Below are 19,385 nucleotides of genomic sequence, written 5' to 3' on the forward strand. Positions count from 1 at the left end.
CGCTCTGCTGAAGAACAATGTAAAATTCATGAAAACCAGTTGACTTTTTATGAAAAGGACAATATAGTTTTACTGTGAAACAGTTCTACACGTGAACTAATATGAAAGGGCGGAGGCATCATTGAAGAAAGACGCAGAAGAATGGATTAACCGCTACGTAGATGCTTATATGGTCGTTACCAGGCAGATCAACTCGCGGCTCCGGGATATTTTTGAGGAAGGACTGACAACGGATCAATTCCTCATTCTCAGGCTGATCAGCGGGCAGGAGAGGTGTACCTCCACTTATCTGGCTGAGGCCGTAGCGGTCGGTAAAAGCTCAATCACGGCCATCATCAACCGGCTGGATGAAGCCGGAATGATTCAGCGGACCCGGGATGAGAATGACCGCAGGCAGGTGTATCTGACCATGACGGAGTACGGACAGAGCGTCTACACGAGCTCTGAGAAGCAGATGCAGCAGGTGATCTCCCCATACTTTTCCCACTTCGAGGAAGACAACATAGAGCAGTTTATTACCATGTTTGAGAAGCTGGCATTTCTGATGCAGGATACAGGGGGTAGAAGCAATTGAGAACGATTTTGAAGGCAAGATGGGCGGTTATCGCAGTGTGGGTGGCTGTGGCAGTAGTCTTATTCCTCACGGCTCCCGGCATGTCAGATCTGGTTCGGGAGAAGGGTCAGATCGCTGTTCCGGCTGGCTACACCTCTTCGCGGGCTGCGGAGATTATGAAGGAGGTCGCTGCGGCCAAGGACGGGGAGACGGTGCATCAGGTAGCCCTGGTGTTCCATAAGCCGGAGGGGCTGACGGCCGCAGACACCGAGAGTATTAAGCAGGGTGTGGAGAAGCTGGCCGGGAACAAGGATTCCCTGAAGCTCGGCACGATTACAGATCCTTTCTCTCAACCGGAGCTGAAGGATACGCTTATTGCCAAGGATGGCAAGACGATTATGGTCGCATTGTCGGTGCAAGGCGGAGAAGCGGCGGTCAAGGAGCTGCCGGCCAAGTCTGCTGAGCTGCTAAGTAACGTCACTGCGGAGCATTATATGACCAGCGAAGGGCTGATTACGGAGGATACGATTGCCAGCTCGGAAGCCGGTCTGAAAAAGTCGGAATACATCACAGTCGTGTTTATTCTGCTGATACTGTTCGTGGTGTTCCGTTCGTTCGTGGCTCCGTTCGTGCCGCTGCTGACGGTGGGGCTGAGTTATATCGTGTCCCAGTCGATTGTCGCGTTCCTGGTGGACCGCTTCGACTTCCCGCTGTCGACCTTCACCCAGATCTTCATGGTGGCTGTCATGTTCGGGATCGGGACCGATTACTGTATCCTGCTGATCAGCCGGTTCAAGGAGGAGCTTGCCCAGTCGGAGGATACACAAAGCGCCATTATCGCCACTTACCGGAAGGCTGGTGGAACGGTGTTCTATTCAGGGCTGGCGGTCTTTGTCGGCTTCGTGGCCATAGGCTTGTCCAAGTTCATGCTCTACCGTTCGGCAGTGGCGGTGGCGGTCGGCATAGCAGTGATGCTGCTTGCACTGGTAACGGTCGTGCCGTTCTTCATGGCGGTCCTAGGTCCTAAGCTGTTCTGGCCATCCCGCGGCAAGCTGGAGCACAGTGAGAGCCGGATCTGGGGAGCAGCCGGTTCGTTCTCGCTGAAGAGACCCTGGGCTGCGCTGCTGATCGTTGCTGCGGTTGTGGCACCGTTCCTGCTTACCTACAGCGGGAAGCTGAGCTTCAATAGCATGGATGAGATTGGGCCTAACTATGCCTCGGTCAAAGGGTTCAATATTATATCCGAGAGTTTCGGTCCGGGTGAATCCATGCCGGGCAAGATTGTCATCAAGAATGACGACCGGATGGACACTGCTGAATATATGGGACTTGCCGAGAAAATCAGCCGCGAGCTGGAAAAGGTGGATGGCGTTAAGGCTGTGCGCAGCATGTCCCGGCCTACCGGGGAACAGATTAATGACTTCCTGATTCCTACTCAGGTTGCTACGCTGTCGGACGGTCTGGATCAGAGCAGTGAAGGGTTAACCAAGATCCAGAGCGGGCTGAGCGAAGCAAGCAAGCAGCTGAAGGACAATGAGCCTAAGCTTGCTGAAGCCGCCTCGGGCAGTGCGAAGCTTACAGCAGGAACGGCTGAGCTGAAAAAAGGCATTGATGCGCTGGGCGCAGGCTTAACACGAATCGAAGAAGGAATCCGCAGCGGCGGGGCCGGAGCGGGAGAGATTAAAGCGGGCCTTGCGCAGGCGGCAGGCAGTGCAAAGCAGCTGGCACAGGCCAATGCCGCGCTGCTCGAAGGCTACAAGAAGATCGGCAGCGGCCTGACCGCGCTGAACGGGGGCCTCACCGGTCTGCAGACACAGCTTCAAGGCGTGGCAGATGCGCTTAACGGTCTGGGAGCTTCATTCACCGGACTGGAAGCCGCCTATCCGGAGCTGCTACAGGATGTGAATTATCAGACGATCAAAGGTACAGTCACGCAGAGCGGTAAGGGAGCTGCGGGCCTTGCCGGAGGACTGGGCCAGATCTCGGCCCAGCTGAGCGGGGCGGCGGCCGGATTGACGGAGGCCAACGCCGGGTATTCCAAAGCGGCAGCAGGGCAGGCAGCGCTGGCGAAGGGGCTGGATCAGCTGGTAGCCGGTATCGGCAAGCTGCAATCCGGGCTGAAGCAGGCGGCTGACGGCCAGGGGCAGATTGTCGGCAAGCTTCCGGCGATTACCACCGGGCTTACACAGCTCCAGGGCGGGCAGAAGCAGCTTGCCGACGGGTTCGGCGAGCTTACAGGCCAGCTTAGCCAGCTGACGGACGGGCTGACGCAAAGTGCGGACGGTCTGGGACAAATCACCGGCGGCCTAAGCTCGGCGCAGGATTACCTCAAGCAGATTCAGAATGCTAAGGATGATGAGCTGAGTGGTTTCCTGGTTCCGGCAGAGGCGCTCAAGGCCAAGGAGATGCAGCAGGTATTCGATACCTATCTGTCCGGGGACCGCAAAGTCATGACCCTGGATGTGGTCTTCGCCGGAAATCCATACAGCGCGAAGGCTATTGACAGTGTCGGACAGATTCAGGCAGCGGTGGACCGTGCCGTAGCCGGCACCAAGCTGGAGAATGCGGAAACGGCCATGAGCGGCGTGACCAGCACCTACAATGATTTGCAGACCATCTCCAATGAAGATTACACGCGTACGGTCATTCTGATGCTAAGCGGTATTTTCATCATCCTGGTGGTGCTGTTCCGTTCGATGATTATGCCGCTGTACATCATTGCCTCATTGTTAATCACTTACTTTACGGCGCTGGGCATCACGGAAGCGATCTTCGTGCACCTGCTGAACTATTCGGGAATCACCTGGACGACGCCGTTCTTCAGCTTCGTTATGCTGATTGCCCTCGGGGTAGACTACAGCATCTTCCTGATGGACCGCTTCAATGAGAACAAAACCTGGGATGTGCGTGAAGCCATCCTGCACGCCATGCGCAATATGGGGACAGTGATTCTCTCGGCTGTAGTGATTCTGGGCGGTACCTTCGCCTCGATGTACCCGTCCGGGGTCCTGTCGATGATGCAGATTGCGACGGTTGTATTGTCAGGTCTGGCGCTGTATGCGCTGGTCTTCCTGCCGTTCTTCGTACCTGTTATGGTGCGGATGTTCGGGCGGGCTAACTGGTGGCCGTTCCGTCCGGCGGCCGGGGACGATCACTCGAAATCACTGGATATGTAACGTTCTTCACTACAAGAGATGAAACAATAAAGAGCAGGCTTCCCGGTTATTTGGGGCCTGCTCTTTGGCTGTTTACAAAGAAAAATAAAAAATCACCGTGCCGATGTAACCTTATCGGCTTGTACATCATCTAAAGAGTATATGAAAGAAAGCACTGAATGGGGATGCGGCAGCTTCCCGGAAGAAGGGGGGCAATCATATTTGAACACCGGACAAGAGGATCTGGTCAGGCGTGCCCAGGCAGGTGACAGCGAGGTCTTCATCCAATTGGTGAAGAGTCAGGAGCGGCGGATGTACAGTATGGCCAAGTCCATGGTCAGGAGTGACGAGGATTGTGCAGATGCGATGCAAGAGACTGTACTGAAGGCTTTTAAAGCCATCTCAGGACTGAAAGAAGCGGCTTATTTCAACACATGGCTATTTCGTATTCTGATCAACGAATGCAACTTGATTCTGCGCAGACGGGAAAGGGTAGTCGTCATGCCCAATCCGCCGGAGAGCGTACAAGCCATATCTTCGTCCGCAGAAGAGATAGATCTGCGCCAGGCCATTGGCAGGCTCGAAGAGATATCAGGGACCATTGTTAAGCTGCATTATTATCAGGGGTTAACCGTGCCAGAGATTGCCGGGCTGCTTGAGCTGTCAGAGAGTGCGGTCAAGACCAGGCTGCACCGCGCCCGCAAGACGTTACAGCAATCCCTGGAGCAACCTGTAGAAAGGAAGGTGAACGGATGAGCCAGCAGCGGTTGGAGAGCAGGCTGGCAGACCTTCAGGAAGAGACTCTTCCTGAACTGCCGGAGCTTGTGCATCTGCGTATGGAGGAGACGTACCGGATTATCAGTGAAAAGGATGAGGCTGGCTTGGAGGCGGCTTCAGAGCATCTGGAGACGCTCAGACGTAAAAGAATGCCCCGGTGGCTGTCCCGGGTGATGATCAGTGCAGCATCTGTGGCCGGAGGGCTGGTGCTCCTGATTAGCCTGGGATTCATCTCCCCGGCCATGGCAGAGACCTTGAAGAAGTTACCGTTCATGTCAAGCGTATTCCAGCTTGCAGGAGATTCCGGGCTGCGTAAAGCAAACGAAGCAGGGTTAACCACAAATGTTGAGCAGACCGTCACACAGGACGGGATGACTCTAACCGTATCAGAACAAATGTATGACGGAAGCCGTCTGTCCCTGGTGATGACCCGGTCGAAGGGCGTGTATGCGCACAAGTCTTTTTCAGATACATGGGCTATCCCTGATCCAGATACAGGCCGCCTTAACCGCCCCATGGATTTTTATGTAAACGGAGAGCTTGTTAATACGGGAGTGAAGATTGCACCCGGCGGGCAGGAGGCCTCCGATTCTGTCATTATTACAACTCTAAATTCAGGGAATTTGAAGCTTCCGGGCACCTTTGATTTCAAAATGTCTGTCTATCTTCCCGGGTTTGCCGACCCGTTCATTTTTGAGTTCCCCGTAACCCGCCAAGTATTGGAGGGCGTCGTTCTTACACCGGATATCCTGAAAACTCATGATCACATTAATCTGATGATTAAACGGCTGGAGGTAAGTACTACTTCAACTCTGCTGGTGGCAGAATTACAAGGGGAAGCCGGGGCGGGCATTCAGGCTATAGAAGCAAACATTCCGGACAAATATAAGGTGAATGGCCACTTCCCGGTCTATTTTGAGCTTTCAGACGAGCAAGGGCGGGAAGTTAGGGGACTCGGCGGCGAAGGCGGGACTGGCGAAGGCAATATCTTATCCTACACTTTTAATTATGAACCGTTTGAGACGATCCCGGCCCGCATTATCATTAAGCCTACCATTTGGAAAGATGGACAGAAGCGGTACATTCCTGAGCTGGAGATCACTGTTCCGGTAAAATAGCATATAAAAGCCTCCGGTCAGCAAAGGTTAATTTGCACCGGAGGCTATTTGCTTAGGAAGACCGGGATGAATTTACTTCAGCTTCGCAAAATAACTGCGCAGCGCCCAGCCGCGTTCCTGACGTTTCTTATACTTGGGCAGAGAGCGGTAGACAGCCAGCGATTCGTTAAAAGCAAGCTTGGCGTCCTCAGTCCGTCCCAGCGACTTGAACATCGAGCCAGCCAGATAATAGGCTTCGCTGGAGGAGGATTGAATCTCCTGGAATTGGCTTACATAATGCAGCGCTTTGTCCTGATCCACATGCCGGAAAATCTCGGCCAGACGCAGGTAAGGCTGCCCGTATTGCGCCCGGCGGTTGATGTCCAGCCCCTTAAGCATCTGCGCTTCGCCTTCGGGAAGCTGTCCCAGCTTGAGGTTGGCGTATCCCAGCTCCACCCAGTATTCAGCGGACGTCTCATAACGGTCAGCGATGGCGGTCAGCAGCTCCTTGGCCTCGCTGAATCGTTTGCGTTCAATCAGCAGCCGGGCCAGATCGAATCTGGCGGTTACATCGTTCGGGTTCTGGGCAATGGTCGTCCGCAGCTTCGACATCTGACGGCTGCGGCGGAATGGCTTGGAGAAGCTGGGCAGAATGCCGACATAACGGCGGTCCAGGAAATAGAGAACGACAAGCAGGATGATCAGGGCCAGAATCGGATTACCGAGCAGCCGGTAGAGCAGCAGGAAACCTAGAATTTTAATCATGGATATGAATTCCCTCCGTTACGTGTGTGGTTCGATTGCGCTTCCTGCAAGTTGGATATGAATAGGCAGGGTAATTATACCATATCATCCTTTTTTGAAGCCACGCAAAAAAGAGTCACGGTGCGCTCGTTCGTTAGACCGGGACGATCGGTGGGACTCTTGCTTCTGCCCTGCACAGCTGTAATTGACAGCCTGCCTTAGAAGTCATAAGCTTTGTGTACAGTTAAATTGTTTCATGGCTATATTAGCTCTTACAGAAAGAAGGATGAAACATGGACACATTGGCAAGCAAGGTCCAGCTGCGTCCCCTGGGACGCTCTGAGCTGTCTGTATCACCGCTAGGTCTGGGCTGCTGGCAGTTCAGCCGGGGCAGCGGAATCGTAGGCCGCTACTGGAGCAACATTACAGATGAGGATATTCTGGATATTGTGCGGGTCAGCCTGGAAGGCGGCATGAACTGGGTGGATACGGCAGAAATCTATGGCGGCGGCAAATCTGAGCAGGCGCTGGCTCATGTGCTGGATCAGCTGCAGAAGGAGGGCAGTCCCCATGCGGCTCCGCTGATTGCGACCAAATGGTGGCCGATGCTGCGGACGGCAGGCTCAATTACCTCTACTATCGGCCAGCGCATCGCCTGTCTGGGCGGTAGAGGGATTGATCTCTATCAGATCCATCAGCCGTTCTCGTTATCCTCCATTGCCAGTGAGATGAAGGCGATGGCAGGACTGGTGAAGGCCGGCAAAATCCGTTATGTCGGAGTGAGCAATTATTCCGCCAAGCAGATGACAGAAGCGCACCGGCTGCTGAAGACCTACGGTCTGTCGCTCGTATCGAATCAGGTCAAATATAATCTGCTTCACCGGAATATCGACCAGAATGGTCTCATGGCGGCTGCTAAGGAGCTGGGAATCTCGATCATCGCGTATTCTCCGCTTGAGCAGGGCATCCTGACCGGCCGCTTCCATAATGATCCTTCACAGGTGGCTGCCGTCTCGCGTTCCCGGCGGATGATGTCCGGCCTGGACGACAAGAGCCTGGCCCGCAGTAAGCCGCTAATCACTTCGCTGACTGCGCTGGCTGACAAATACGGGGTTACTCCAGGGCAGATCGCGCTGAACTGGCTGATTCATTATCATGGCGACACTGTAGTTGCCATTCCCGGCGCGTCCAAGGCCCGCCATGCGCGGGAGAATGTCGGTGCCATGAGCTTCCGGTTGGAGCCGGAGGAGCTGGAGCTGCTGAACGAGGCTTCCTGGGCAGCCTTGAAGAAGTAACCTGTAAGGAACCCATAAGTCTGGTGGTGAACACAAATGAATGAGAAGCATTGGCTCGTGGTACAGTATCCCTTGAAGAGCGTCAAGGGAAGCAAGCGTGATGAATGGCTTAGAGACAAAGTAACCGATTACTTGAATCTGTTCCTGGCGGATGCCGAACTTGGTTATGTGGATGGCTTTGATATGGGCAAGAGTATGGCTGACCCGGCCAAATATGTGCTTAATCTATTCTGCGTAGTGACAGATGAAGCCCGCGGAATTGCTCTGGTTAAGAGAGTCTTAAAAGATCACAGGCTCGACTATACTCGCATCACCATCGCCACGATGCCTTTTGAGGGCGGAGGAACGTATATGCTGAAATATGCCGCCAAGAAAGGCGTGACTGATTTTTCGTTGTAGCCATTATTTAGTAGAGCTGATGAATGAATAGAATGATACTCAGCGGCGGACCCGGACTTTGATTTTCAAGTCTGGGTCCGCTATTTCCATTTTTCTGAGATGAAACTGTTTAGGACTGGAAAGAGCAGGTTATATAAGGGATAAGATACTTCGCACTCACGCAAATAAGGTGAAGATTATGGAAGGAGGTTGAACTTCAATGAGTATGAGCGTACATAACCTTATGGCTTTTAATCATCAGTTTTTTAGACCTCAGCCTGTTGTCCATCCCAAAGCGCAGAGACAGGAAGACAAAGTCCAGAGCTTTCAGGAAGTCCTTAACGAGAAGCTAAGCAACTATGGCGACATGAAGAAATAAGCAATGGTGCAGCAGAACTATTTTCCACAGAAGATCTTGCAGCAAATCATAGAGCCTTCAGCAAAAGCAGCAAAAAGGTGCCTCCCGGAACTCGGAAGGCACCTTTTTTGTTGTTTAGGAAAGTATAGTTTTCTCCTTTTGTGGACAAGGTGCGTGTGGATTAGTGGATAAGAGGTGCGGCATATGTCCCAAATGTATGCGGAAAACAGTATACATTCGGTGCTGGGCGAAGGTAATCCTATTCACCTCGAAGCACTTGCTTCATCCTGCTTCCCAGCAGATTAGCGTTTGCTTCGTACGCGCTTTGATTTGCGCAGCTTCGGTTCGGAGCCCGGTGCCTGCCGCATGATCCATCTCAGATAAGCGGCAATCTGCGGGTCGCTCCGCAGGCTGTCCAGTGTCGTAAGGCCAAGAACAACGAGATCGCTGTTGGTATACAGGGCATGAATCTGCCGGTGGCAAGCGTTGCACAGAAGGGCAGTCGGGAGCAGGCTGCCGCCTTTCTTGCGGGGGATCAGATGGTGAACGGTAGTTGCAAGAGGAGAACGGCCGCACAGCTCACACGTGTCCAAGGCCCGGGCAGTCATCTCTTAAGGCCGCACTTCAAAGAATTCACAGCGGCTGCGCGAATAATAGGTTAGATCACTGACCCGCGACTGGATCACAACATCCGAATCGGTGAACCGCACTATAGTAGCGCCGGAATTCACCAGATGGTCATCCTGGAAGACGCGGACGGGCAGCTTGTGGTCAATCGCTTCCTGCAGATCCTGATCAGTGAGTAGTGGTCGGTTGATGGGCATGGGATATAAATCTCCTTTAGATTGGGATAACTGCTGCTTCAGCAATTATATCATTTGATAAATTTTAGTTCGACCTATGAAGGAACTGAATGCTAGTAATATTGTGGTTTTATTCCAGATTAGTGTTGTTAAGTAAGGGAATTGAAAATATAATATTCGTAAGTTTGTTCGTTTCAATACATTAGTTTTGAAGAGTGAAAACGGGAGGGGGACATTCGTGAGTAAGGTCGTATTACTAATTTCAAGTGTCGTTGTAGGTGTGCTTATAATGATATCACCAGGATTTATCACTGGGCATACTTTCGGCTCAACACAATACCAAGGTAGCCTCTATATTGCTGAGTTTGTTGTAAGAAGTTTGGCTTTAATTATTGGATTGATGGTCATATACGATGGAATCAAATCCTTTTTTAAAAAGACAGGAAAATAGATCACAATAACAAAACCCCGGATCGTAATTCCGGGGTTAAATCTATTCACACGCCACTCCGTCACCCTCTCGATCAAGCTTTCTAGAGTATCCAGGCTCTCCAGCATAGATCGGCGCAGCACCGGCTGCTCTCACGGCTGAACAGTTCTTGTAGTAAACCTCTTGAACTGGTTGCGGGGTTGCTTTTGGTTTCGGTTTTTTAGTAGCGGTAGGCTTAGGTGTGGCTGTAGGCTTAGGTGAAGGTTTAACTCTGGCAGTGGGCTGGATAGTAGCTTTAGCCACAACGGTATCATCATATCCTTTATCAGTTGCGTAATCTTTTAAGCTCCATATCCCTAATTTTGCTGCTTGAGCTTTTTTCTGGATTGACCTGAAATGATCAACATTTTTCACATTCGGCTGAAAGACAGCGACTCGTGCAAGACCTTTCTCCAGCAGCAATTCATTTACCATTTTATCATCAACATAGGCGTAAGCAAGGATACGTCCGTACTGGTCACGTTCGGATACATCGAATTCAAGTCTGACTGTATGATCCTTAAGCAACTTTGTTGTAAACGCACTCGCCTCTGGCCCGAAGGGCTGTACAGGTTTTATTTCAGGAGTGTCGATTAGGATGAGCCGCACCTTTTCAGACTTTCCATCTAATTTGACTGTGAAGGTATCACCATCAGTAACTGCGGGACCTTTGCTTCAATGGTTTTTGCATTCATAGACAAGCTGGTAAGTTCAGCATTCTTCTTAGTGGTTTCAGATTTAAGTACATAAGTGTCAAGAACTTCCGTGTGGTCATCAGTCTTATTAGCAGCTTGTTCCAAGGGAGAGGCTTTTGGAATTGCAATCACGAACAAAATAAAAAATATAATAAACATAACAGCAGAATACTTGGTAATTGTTTTTCGATTTCCCCAGCGAACAATGGTCGGCTTAAACATGCCAACGAACCAAAAAATAATTACAGCAAGTGAGGTAAGAAGAAAGTTCATCCCTAAGGCTTCTCTCAAGGACATGCCTGTAAAAATAGCAATTTCTAATAAAGCGATGATTCCGATGGAAATTAGAAGCTTTTTTGATCTAAACATTAAAATCCCCCTTTGTACGTCTACCTTTTAAACTATCGGTAATTTACAAATATTTATAAATACTGTAATGATAAAAACTCTCCAGTTTTAGAATCGTAAGTATTTCCACCATAAATCAGCAATATGCCTCCTCAAAAAAAACCGTGGCCTACGGTACACTAAATCTTGTAAAAGAAACCTTTGAGAGGGGTACAGAGGAATGAAAAAAACAAAGAACCTGGCGCTGGCGCTGGTCTCCATCATGCTCATGAGCTCACTTGCAGCATGCGGAGGAAGTAACAACGGCGGGAACAAGGCTGCAGAAGGAAATTCGGGTAACAAGGGATCAAGCACAGCAGCACCGGCAGCTGAAGGAGACAAGGCAGAGTCCGTAGAGAAGGTGGAGCTGTCGTTCTGGACGCTGGGCAATGTGAACTACGAAGAGCTGGCTGCTGCCTACACCAAGGAACACCCTAACGTAACCATTAAAATTCAGAATACCGGTGACCAGACGGCCCACCACAACAATCTGACCACAGCACTCTCGGCGGGTTCAGGCGCTCCTGACATTTTCCAGCTTGAGATCGGTTTCATGGAACGCTTCCTGGGAGCCCAGGACAAATTCTATAACCTTAATGACCTCGGAGCCAAAGACATCCAGGCCAACTATCTCGACTGGAAATGGAAGCAGGCTTCCTCCATCGACGGCAGCTTCCAGCTCGGACTTCCGACAGATATCGGCCCGACAGTAGTCTACTACCGTACGGACCTGGCTGAAGCAGCCGGACTGCCAAGCGACCCTGAAGGCTTCGGCGCAGCGATTGATACTTGGGACAAATTCGCCACGGTAGCAAAAGCATTCAAAGACAAGACAGGCAAGTATTTCTCCGACCTGACCGATCTGACCTACAATGCGCTTCGTGACCAGTCGGCGGACGAGATCTATTTCAGCAAAGCAGACGGCAGCTTCATCGGCGATACCAATCCGCAGGTGAAGAAGGCGTATGACTTTACCGTTAAAGGCATTCAAGAAGGCTGGATCAGCAATGTAATGCTCTGGTCGCCTGAATGGGGCCAAGGCATGAACGATGGATCGTTCGCCGTCGTGATGGGCCCGGCCTGGATGGCCGGCAATATCAAGAGCAACGCGCCGGACTCTTCCGGCAAATGGAGAATTGCCCAGCTTCCTGAGGGCGCAGGTAACTGGGGCGGTTCGTTCATCACGCTGCCGAAGGAAGGCAAGCACTCCAAGGAAGCATATGATTTCATCCAGTGGCTCGTGAACAAGGATAACCAGCTGGAATCCTTCAAGACCAAAGGCCTGATGCCTTCTATTCCTGCCCTGTACGAAGATCCTGCGTTCGTAGATTTCAAGGATGACTTCTTCGGCGGACAGCAGACGGCGGTGGAATTCGGCAAAGCGGCTAACCGCGTGAAGCCGGTATACTACGGACCGCTGCATGACCAGACCGATACCTTCTTCAAGAATGCGCTGAAAAACGTGCTGGAGAAGAAAGCCGATCCGGCTAAAGAGTGGGACTCTGCTGTGAAGCAGGCAAAAACTCTTGCAGAACGCGGCTAACCTGTAATTAGCGGGGAACAGGCTTCCCCAAATGTCCGGATTCACGGAGTATTCCCTCTGTGAATCCGGATTTAGATATGAATTCCCTGGAGGTGTGACATGGCAGAGCCCGTAATTACGAGTCCGCATGCCGAGAGCAAACGCCCTTTCTTCACTGAACAAAGACGGAGCCGCTTCACTGCGTATACTTTCATTTCACCGTTCTTTATTCTGTTCTCGATATTCGGACTATATCCAATCTTCTTCACATTCTATTTATCGTTCTACAAGTGGGACGCCTTAGGTCCAATGAAATACGTCGGCTTCAAGAACTTCGAGCTGATCACCACGGACCCGACCTTCTGGATCTCCTTCAGTAACACGCTCATTATGGGGCTTATGGGTACTGTGCCGCAGGTTATGCTGGCGCTGCTTCTGGCGGTGCTGCTGCATTCGGGGATGACCCGGTTCAAGAAGACCTTCCGCATCCTTTATTTCATGCCGAATATCACTTCGATCGTGGCGGTTACACTGGTATTCAGTACGCTGTTCGGCAATAACGGAATGATCAACTGGCTGCTTAACGGAATCGGGGTAGAGAGCATGGCCTTCAACTCCGGCTGGTGGGGGGTCAAAATTGCCATCTCCACCATGGTCATGTGGCGCTGGACGGGCTACAATGCGATCCTGTTCCTCTCAGGCCTGCAGAGCATTCCGATGGACCTGTACGAATCCGCCAAAATTGACGGGGCCAACCGCAGACAGCAGCTGTTCTTCATTACACTGCCGTTGCTTAAGCCGTTCATTATCTTCGTTTCCCTGCAATCTACTATCGGTGCCCTGCAGCTCTTCACAGAGCCTTATGTCTTCCTCGGCCAATCCGGTACCGGATCTACCCGGCAGGAAGGGATTACGATGGTTACTTACTTGTACAGTGAGGCCTTCCGTAACGGCTTCTTCGGCACGGCGGCGGCTACAGCAGTTCTGCTGTTCCTCGTTACGATACTGTTCTCTGTCCTCAATATGCTGATCTCAAGAGGCGGCAGAGAGACTGGAGGGAAAAAAGCGTGAGTACACTGCGTATGTTCAGAAAAAAACCGGATGATCCCGGCTTCTTCGGCAAGCTGGGCTTCTATCTTCTCCTGATTCTTGGAGCACTGGTCTCCATCTTCCCGTTCTATTGGATGTTTGTGGTCGGGACCAATGACAAGGGAGCCGTGTTCCACGTACCGCCGCTGCTCAACATCGGAGACCAGTTCTTCGAGAACTTCAAGCGTGTGCTGGACAAATCGGACTTCTTTCAGGCGCTCGGCAACTCGCTGTTCGTCTCGTCCATGGTGACGGTCTCGGTCGTGTTTTTCTGTACACTGGCCGGGTATGCTTTTGCCAAATATGAATTCCCTGGTAAAAACGTGCTGTTCGTCTTCGTTATCGCCACCCTGATCGTTCCACAGCAGCTTGGCGTATTGCCAACCTATGTCATTATGGCCAAGCTTCACTGGATTGACAGCTTCAAGGCGCTGATTGTTCCGGCTATGGTCAATGCCTTCGGCATCTTCTGGATGCGGCAGTACATCTCCTCGGCCGTGCCTACTGAACTGATTGAAGCCGGGCGTATTGACGGGGGAGGACACTTCCGGATTTTCTGGAGAATTGCCGTTCCGGTCATTACACCGGCGATGGCTACCCTGGGCATTCTGAATTTCATGACGGTATGGAATGACTTCTTCTGGCCGCTGGTGGTCTTGAAGAACAAGGAGCATTTCACGATTCAGATTGCATTGCAGCAGTTGTTCACTACACGTGACGGTCTCGATTACGGGATGATTATGTCCGCTACCTTCACGGCCACACTGCCGCTGCTGGTTGTCTTCCTGCTGTTCAGCCGCTGGGTGATTGCCGGACTGACTTCAGGCGCCATCAAGAGTTAACCGTCTATCTATTCTATAAGTAAGAGGATTTACAGAATGCTGTGAAGAATAATAATCAAGTGGAAACGGCTTTGCCGTCCTTATAGAGGACGGTACCGTTTCAGCGAGAAATAGAAGGATAAGTTAAGGTGTGAAACCTATTATTCTTCTATTTGGACAGAGACCGCAGGAGGAAGGGAACCGTCATGAAGCTCCGCCGCAAAATCTTGTTCGCTATTATTCTTCTCGTATTCATTCCCGTGATTGTCATGGGGATTGTTACGTATGTGAATTATTCGAATGCCATGGAGAAAAAATCAAGCAATTTCTACTGGATCTCCCTGCTGGAGACGGACCGCAAGCTGAAGTTCGCCCTCAGTGAGATTTCATCGATCACCAATTCTGCCATCACACAGCCTGCGATTCAGCAGTCGCTGAAGCAGCAGAATTTCGTCCTCACCTATGACCGCAAGCAGGAAATCAACAACCTGCTGATTAACCATCCGATGATCAGCTCATTCAGCCTGTACGGCAAAGACCGGCTGCTGTATCAATACAATGCGCCGATGTCTTTTGCAGATATGCATAAGCAGGTCTGGTTCGGAGCCATGGAGTCTGCCGAAGGGCGTCCTGTTTGGTCCGGTCCCGGAGAGAACGGCTCGGCAAGCGGCGATAAGCCGGTGCTGGTCCATGCCAGAGTGATTAAGGACTATTATTCGCTGGAGGATATCGGCTATCTGGTTGTATATGTGAAGCCGGATCTGCTCGATCAGATTTTCTGGGAGGCTGCCACCCTGAAGAAAGGGGATATTCTGCTGGTCAACAAGCAGGGTAATATCGTCTTTAACAAGTCCGGGGAGCATATCGGAGAACGGACGGATTTTCCTTTTTTGCAGGAGAATTATAACCAGGAGCAGGACTATTACATTGACAATTATCAAGGGGAGCGTTCTCTGATCACTTTCCTGCCTTCACATAACGCGGACTGGTATCTGGCGGCCATTACGCCGATGAACCTGATCTCCTCCGAATCGGTCTCCATCCGCAATATTGCGATTATTCTCGGCATGGTGTCGCTGCTGTCGGCCTTCCTGTTCGACCGTTATTTCATCCGCAGGCTCGTCCGCAGCATTAACAGTGCCGTGAACGGCATGAAGCGGGTCAAGCAGGGGATCTTCACCCCGATTCCGGTACCGCTGCGGGCCAATGATGAGAGCGATTCCCTGATTGACGGCTTCAACCGGATGAGCTCGCAGATCAATGAGCTGATCGATCAGGTCCAGACCGAACAGGGACGCAAAAAGGAAGCGGAGATGCAGGCGCTGATGGCCCAGATCAACCCGCATTTCATCTATAATTCGCTGGAATCGATCAACTCCATGGCGGTGCTGGCAGGCAACCGGGATATCAGCAAAATGGTCATCTCGCTCGGCCGGCTGCTGCGGATCAGCATCAGTCAGAATCAGGAGCTGATCCCGCTGCAGATGGAGTTCGAGCATGTCCGCCATTACCTGGATATCCAGAAGTTCCGGTTCGAGGACAAATTCTCCTATGAGCTGGAGCTGCCCGAGCCGCTGAAATATGTGATGACCCAGAAGCTCATTGTTCAGCCGATTGTGGAGAACGCCTTGTACCATGCCATTGAGCAGATGGAGGAGCACGGAAGGATTACGGTTACCGCTCAGGAGAACGGCAAGGATATTATCATTATTGTGAAGGATAACGGGCCCGGCTTCGATCTTGAGGTGCTGATGAGCCAGTGGGACAAGGAGCGGAGCAATCCCAAGAAATACAGCGACAGCGGGGTTGGACTGAAAAATGTGCATGAGCGCCTGAACATCCGGTTCGGTAATCCCTATGGTATTCTGGTCTGCTCCTCACCGGGCTTCGGATCAGCCATCTGCATCCGGATTCCGAGGATACAGCCGACATGAGGGGGAGAAGCCAAATGAAGGACCAGCGGCATGTGCTTAGATGGTTGACCAACTGGGGATGGATTCTCCTCTATATTGTGCTGATGTCCGGCGCCGTATGGTTCATTATGCAGGAGGACCGGGAGCAAATTGAAGATACCTCGCCCGAGAAGATCACACTAACCTTCCGGCACTTCTGGATCAAGGAGCATGACCGGCCGCTGCTGGCGATCTTCGAGGAGGTTGTGCGCAGCTACCAGGAGAGCCATCCGAATGTGAAGGTGAACTTCGAGGGACTGGATCAGAATATACACCGCGAGCAGAAGCTGAAGAGTGAGATGGTAACCGGTACACCGCCCGATATGTTCGTTCTGTTCGGCGGGGCGGAGATTGAGCCTTATGTGCGTTCAGACCGGCTGATGGATCTGACTGATTTCACTGTAGAGAACGGTCTCAGCAACCAGTTCAAGGATCTACATCTCTGGACGTTCAATAAGCATATCTACGGACTGCCGATTGAGGGTAATGCGGAACCGCTCTATTACAATAAAAAAATCTTCACCAAGCTAGGCATTAACACTCCGGCTACGTTGGCCGAGCTGGATACGGTGATGGCGAAGCTGAAGGCAGCGGGGTATATCCCGTTTGCGTTGGGGAACGAAGACCGCTGGCCTGCGGGGATATTCGCACATTATCTGATGGACCGCTACGCCGGACCGGACCTGATTCAGAAGCTGGTAACGGGCGAGGATAGGTCGAGCTTCCGCAGCAGCGGCTACCTGGAAGCGTTCCGGCACCTGAACAGATGGGTGGAGGCAGGCTATTTCAGTGAAGACTCTAACGATACCTCTACTGAGGGGGCGGTCCGTCTGTTCACTGAAGGCAGGGCAGCCATGTACCTGAACGGCAACTGGGATATCAATTTATTCTCGGGAGACAATGCACCGGACGATTTCCAGAGCCGGGTTGGAGTCATGCCCTTCCCTGCGCGGGAGGCCGGGTCAGAGCCGTCCATCGCCGGAGGGTATACAATCGGCATCGGGCTGTCTTCAAGCCTCACCGGAGCGAAGCGTACAGCGGCTCTGGAATTGATGAAGGGCTTCTATACGAAAGAGATTCAGACGCGAATTGTCTATGAGGGGCTCCGGATTCCGTCGATGCGGATTGCATTTGACCCGGAGAAGACCGGACCGGTCTTCGCCCAGGTGATGGATTTGATGGAGGAGAATCAGCAGAGCTTCGTCCCGTATGACAATCTGTTATCGCCTGAAGTGAAGAAGACCTTCCTCAGTGTCATTGAAGAGATGATTGACGGAGGGCTGAAGGCGGAGCAGGCCCTGCAGCAGCTGCAGGATGCATCCAAACAGTATTGGAATCTGATCCGGAGTTCTTCGGGTCAATAAGCCTGGGGGGTGTAGTAGATGAAGGAACAGCAGGAGAAATATAAGGTACTGCTCGTAGATGATGAGCCAATTATACTGCGTAGCCTGAAGGTTGCGATTCCATGGGATGAGCTGGGCCTGACCATTGTGGGAGAAGCGAAGAACGGCGAGGCCGCCTTGCAGCAGATTCAGCAGACCGCACCGCACATCATTATCAGTGACATCCGCATGCCGGTGATTGACGGGATCACGCTAATGAAGGAGGTGCTGCCGCGCAGCGCCAAGCTGATCTTCATCTTCATTAGCGGCTACGGGGAGTTCGAATATGCCAGGGAAGCTCTGCGGCTGGGGGCCTTTGATTATTTGCTGAAGCCAATCGACCATGACGAGCTGGTGGAGATGCTTAATCGGGCCAGGGAGCGCCTGGACCGCCAGAAGGAGAACGAGCAGCTGATGCTCTCGGTGCAGACCCTGTCGCTGCTGGCCCGCGAGCGTATGCTGGCCGAATTCACGCTGGGCAACCCGCGCCCGCTTCAGCATCTCAAATGGCTGGAGAACAGCGAGCTGGAAGGCGAATACTTCATGGCCGTGGTCCGTCTGGACGACTACGCCGCGCTGACGGCGAAATGGAGCGCTGAAGAGAAGCATCTGTGGCTGTTTGCCGTGCGCAATATCCTGGAGGAGTGGTCGCTCGAGAACGGGGCATTGTCCATCTTCCCGTTCTATAACGGGGAATGGATTCTGCTCTTCCCGGCTAGCCTAAATAACAGCAAGCGGGCACTCGGGGAGCAGCTCATTGCCGGGATCAAGCGCTACTCCAAGCTGAACTGCTCTGTCGGCATCAGCAGAAGCACCAGCGGGATTGATCAGCTTAGCACGGTCTACCCGTTAGCCTCCCAGGCGCTGTACCAGCGCTTCTATTCCGGCCAGGCCGGAGTCTTCCTGGAAGAGGAGGCAGTGGCGGCTGGCAACCGTGAGGTGCAGTATCCGAAGGAGCTGGAGCTGTCCTTAATTGAGTGCATCCGCACGTTGAACCTGGAGCGGATGCTTACTCTTTTTGACGAGATGTCCCTCTTCATTGAAGCCCAAAGTCTGCCCCAGCCGCTGGCCGAGCGCCTGATGATTGAGATGAGTGTGGTGCTGTACCGGCAGTTCGCACATCTGAATACCCATAATGACTGGTCCATTGAAGGGCTGCTCAGCAAGCTGAACGGACTCGGCACACTGCCGGACATGATGAATGTCCTGAAGTCCACCTTCCGCGACTGGTTGGAGCAGAGTCATAAGACCGCTGCCCGGGAAGACGGCCGGAGCATCATTGATAAGGTTCAGCGGTACATTGAATCCAATTACCATAAGGATCTCAGCATCGAGGAGGTATCCGAGGTGGCCGATCTCAGCATCAGCCATTTCTGCACCCTGTTCAAGCAAATCTCCGGCTACACGTTCCTCGAATTCGTTACCCACTGCCGGATGGAGAACGCCAAGTACATCCTGCGCAGCAGCAATGTGAAGGTCTATCAGGTCGCGCCGCTGGTCGGCTATCAGGACCCGAGATACTTCACTCAGGTATTCAAAAAAGCGACCGGCAAGACCCCCACAGAGTACCGCGAGGAGCATGTGAAGCAGGCTTAGCCAGGGGGGACCAACATCTACATAGACACAAGATACGCGTAAGCGCCTAAGGAGACTTAGGTGCTTCTTGTCGTTTGCTGAAAGGGATAAATCCCTTTGAATACGCCGGAAGTGGGCGATACGGGGAAATGAAATGGTTTGTCCCAAACGCTCTTGTCCCCAGATTTTATTTGTTCTCTTTAGCGGTGAAAAGCCGGGCACAAAGGCAGCCTCTTTCGCTTTTACGCGGGTCGTTCCGTCCGCTCCGCCGTTTAAGCAGGATACGAAACAACACCCAAGCACAAGTAGAATGCCCTATAAATTCTATTGCGA

Annotated in this window: 19 protein-coding genes; 14 read left to right on the forward strand and 5 right to left on the reverse strand. The window is 52.1% G+C overall.

Going from position 1 to position 19,385, the window contains the following annotated elements; all coding sequences use genetic code 11:
- The first annotated feature begins 121 nt into the window (after positions 1-121).
- The 4 genes from MKZ07_RS04585 to MKZ07_RS04600 all read left to right on the forward strand — a co-directional run bounded on the left by MKZ07_RS04585 (position 122) and on the right by MKZ07_RS04600 (position 5,603).
- Positions 122-574: a MarR family winged helix-turn-helix transcriptional regulator gene (locus MKZ07_RS04585; protein ID WP_036694430.1), complete on the forward strand. Its 453-nt coding sequence runs from the start codon at positions 122-124 to the stop codon at positions 572-574.
- Positions 571-3,729, forward strand: a complete 3,159-nt coding sequence (locus tag MKZ07_RS04590; protein WP_036694429.1) for an MMPL family transporter — start codon at positions 571-573, stop codon at positions 3,727-3,729. Before MKZ07_RS04585 ends, MKZ07_RS04590 begins: the two co-directional genes overlap by 4 nt.
- A gap of 201 nt (positions 3,730-3,930) precedes the next feature.
- Positions 3,931-4,464, forward strand: a complete 534-nt coding sequence (locus MKZ07_RS04595; RefSeq protein WP_341024744.1) for a sigma-70 family RNA polymerase sigma factor — start codon at positions 3,931-3,933, stop codon at positions 4,462-4,464.
- Positions 4,461-5,603, forward strand: coding sequence for a DUF4179 domain-containing protein (locus tag MKZ07_RS04600; protein WP_341024746.1), 1,143 nt, complete (start codon positions 4,461-4,463; stop codon positions 5,601-5,603). Before MKZ07_RS04595 ends, MKZ07_RS04600 begins: the two co-directional genes overlap by 4 nt.
- A gap of 72 nt (positions 5,604-5,675) precedes the next feature.
- On the opposite strand, the gene MKZ07_RS04605 is transcribed toward MKZ07_RS04600, so the two are convergent.
- Positions 5,676-6,347, reverse strand: coding sequence for a tetratricopeptide repeat protein (locus tag MKZ07_RS04605; RefSeq protein ID WP_341024748.1), 672 nt, complete (start codon positions 6,345-6,347; stop codon positions 5,676-5,678).
- A 272-nt stretch (positions 6,348-6,619) separates the two neighbouring features.
- Here MKZ07_RS04605 and MKZ07_RS04610 point away from each other — a divergent pair, with 272 nt between their 5' ends.
- From MKZ07_RS04610 to MKZ07_RS04620, 3 genes are all read left to right on the forward strand, one after another.
- Positions 6,620-7,621 carry an aldo/keto reductase gene (locus MKZ07_RS04610; protein WP_341024749.1) on the forward strand — a complete coding sequence of 334 codons (1,002 nt, stop codon included), beginning with the start codon at positions 6,620-6,622 and terminating at the stop codon, positions 7,619-7,621.
- Positions 7,622-7,657: 36 nt separating this feature from the next.
- Complete coding sequence (locus tag MKZ07_RS04615; RefSeq protein WP_341024752.1) at positions 7,658-8,020, forward strand: hypothetical protein; 363 nt, start codon at positions 7,658-7,660, stop codon at positions 8,018-8,020.
- A gap of 199 nt (positions 8,021-8,219) precedes the next feature.
- Positions 8,220-8,378: a hypothetical protein gene (locus MKZ07_RS04620; RefSeq protein WP_200869198.1), complete on the forward strand. Its 159-nt coding sequence runs from the start codon at positions 8,220-8,222 to the stop codon at positions 8,376-8,378.
- A 281-nt stretch (positions 8,379-8,659) separates the two neighbouring features.
- Here MKZ07_RS04620 and MKZ07_RS04625 read toward each other — a convergent pair whose 3' ends face one another.
- Both MKZ07_RS04625 and MKZ07_RS04630 read right to left on the reverse strand, forming a co-directional pair.
- On the reverse strand, positions 8,660-8,965 hold the full coding sequence (locus MKZ07_RS04625; protein ID WP_036694422.1) for an HNH endonuclease signature motif containing protein: 306 nt from the start codon (positions 8,963-8,965) through the stop codon (positions 8,660-8,662).
- 3 nt (positions 8,966-8,968) lie between these two features.
- Positions 8,969-9,181, reverse strand: coding sequence for a hypothetical protein (locus MKZ07_RS04630; protein WP_036694421.1), 213 nt, complete (start codon positions 9,179-9,181; stop codon positions 8,969-8,971).
- A 217-nt stretch (positions 9,182-9,398) separates the two neighbouring features.
- Between MKZ07_RS04630 and MKZ07_RS04635 the strand changes: the two genes are divergently transcribed.
- Positions 9,399-9,611, forward strand: coding sequence for a hypothetical protein (locus MKZ07_RS04635; protein WP_036694420.1), 213 nt, complete (start codon positions 9,399-9,401; stop codon positions 9,609-9,611).
- A gap of 42 nt (positions 9,612-9,653) precedes the next feature.
- On the opposite strand, the gene MKZ07_RS04640 is transcribed toward MKZ07_RS04635, so the two are convergent.
- Positions 9,654-10,238: a thermonuclease family protein gene (locus MKZ07_RS04640; RefSeq protein WP_051493400.1), complete on the reverse strand. Its 585-nt coding sequence runs from the start codon at positions 10,236-10,238 to the stop codon at positions 9,654-9,656.
- A 17-nt stretch (positions 10,239-10,255) separates the two neighbouring features.
- The gene (locus MKZ07_RS04645) at positions 10,256-10,693 is read right to left on the reverse strand and encodes a hypothetical protein (protein WP_051493399.1); all 438 of its coding nucleotides are present in this window, start codon (positions 10,691-10,693) and stop codon (positions 10,256-10,258) included.
- 199 nt (positions 10,694-10,892) lie between these two features.
- Between MKZ07_RS04645 and MKZ07_RS04650 the strand changes: the two genes are divergently transcribed.
- The 6 genes from MKZ07_RS04650 (at position 10,893) to MKZ07_RS04675 (ending at position 19,073) form a co-directional block, all read left to right on the forward strand.
- Positions 10,893-12,254, forward strand: a complete 1,362-nt coding sequence (locus tag MKZ07_RS04650; RefSeq protein WP_341024760.1) for an ABC transporter substrate-binding protein — start codon at positions 10,893-10,895, stop codon at positions 12,252-12,254.
- A 99-nt stretch (positions 12,255-12,353) separates the two neighbouring features.
- Positions 12,354-13,304 (forward strand): carbohydrate ABC transporter permease, encoded by a 951-nt coding sequence (locus MKZ07_RS04655; protein WP_341024762.1) that lies wholly within the window; start codon positions 12,354-12,356, stop codon positions 13,302-13,304.
- On the forward strand, positions 13,301-14,164 hold the full coding sequence (locus tag MKZ07_RS04660; protein ID WP_341024763.1) for a carbohydrate ABC transporter permease: 864 nt from the start codon (positions 13,301-13,303) through the stop codon (positions 14,162-14,164). The genes MKZ07_RS04655 and MKZ07_RS04660 overlap by 4 nt, the downstream gene beginning before the upstream one ends.
- 185 nt (positions 14,165-14,349) lie before the next feature.
- Entirely contained in the window at positions 14,350-16,077 is a 1,728-nt protein-coding gene (locus tag MKZ07_RS04665) for a cache domain-containing sensor histidine kinase (protein WP_341024765.1), read from the forward strand.
- A 14-nt stretch (positions 16,078-16,091) separates the two neighbouring features.
- Complete coding sequence (locus MKZ07_RS04670; protein ID WP_036694415.1) at positions 16,092-17,459, forward strand: ABC transporter substrate-binding protein; 1,368 nt, start codon at positions 16,092-16,094, stop codon at positions 17,457-17,459.
- An 18-nt stretch (positions 17,460-17,477) separates the two neighbouring features.
- On the forward strand, positions 17,478-19,073 hold the full coding sequence (locus MKZ07_RS04675; protein WP_341024768.1) for a response regulator: 1,596 nt from the start codon (positions 17,478-17,480) through the stop codon (positions 19,071-19,073).
- Positions 19,074-19,385: the final 312 nt, after the last annotated feature.

The sequence above is a fragment of the Paenibacillus sp. FSL P4-0338 genome, from assembly GCF_038002365.1.
GTDB lineage: Bacteria > Bacillota > Bacilli > Paenibacillales > Paenibacillaceae > Paenibacillus_AQ.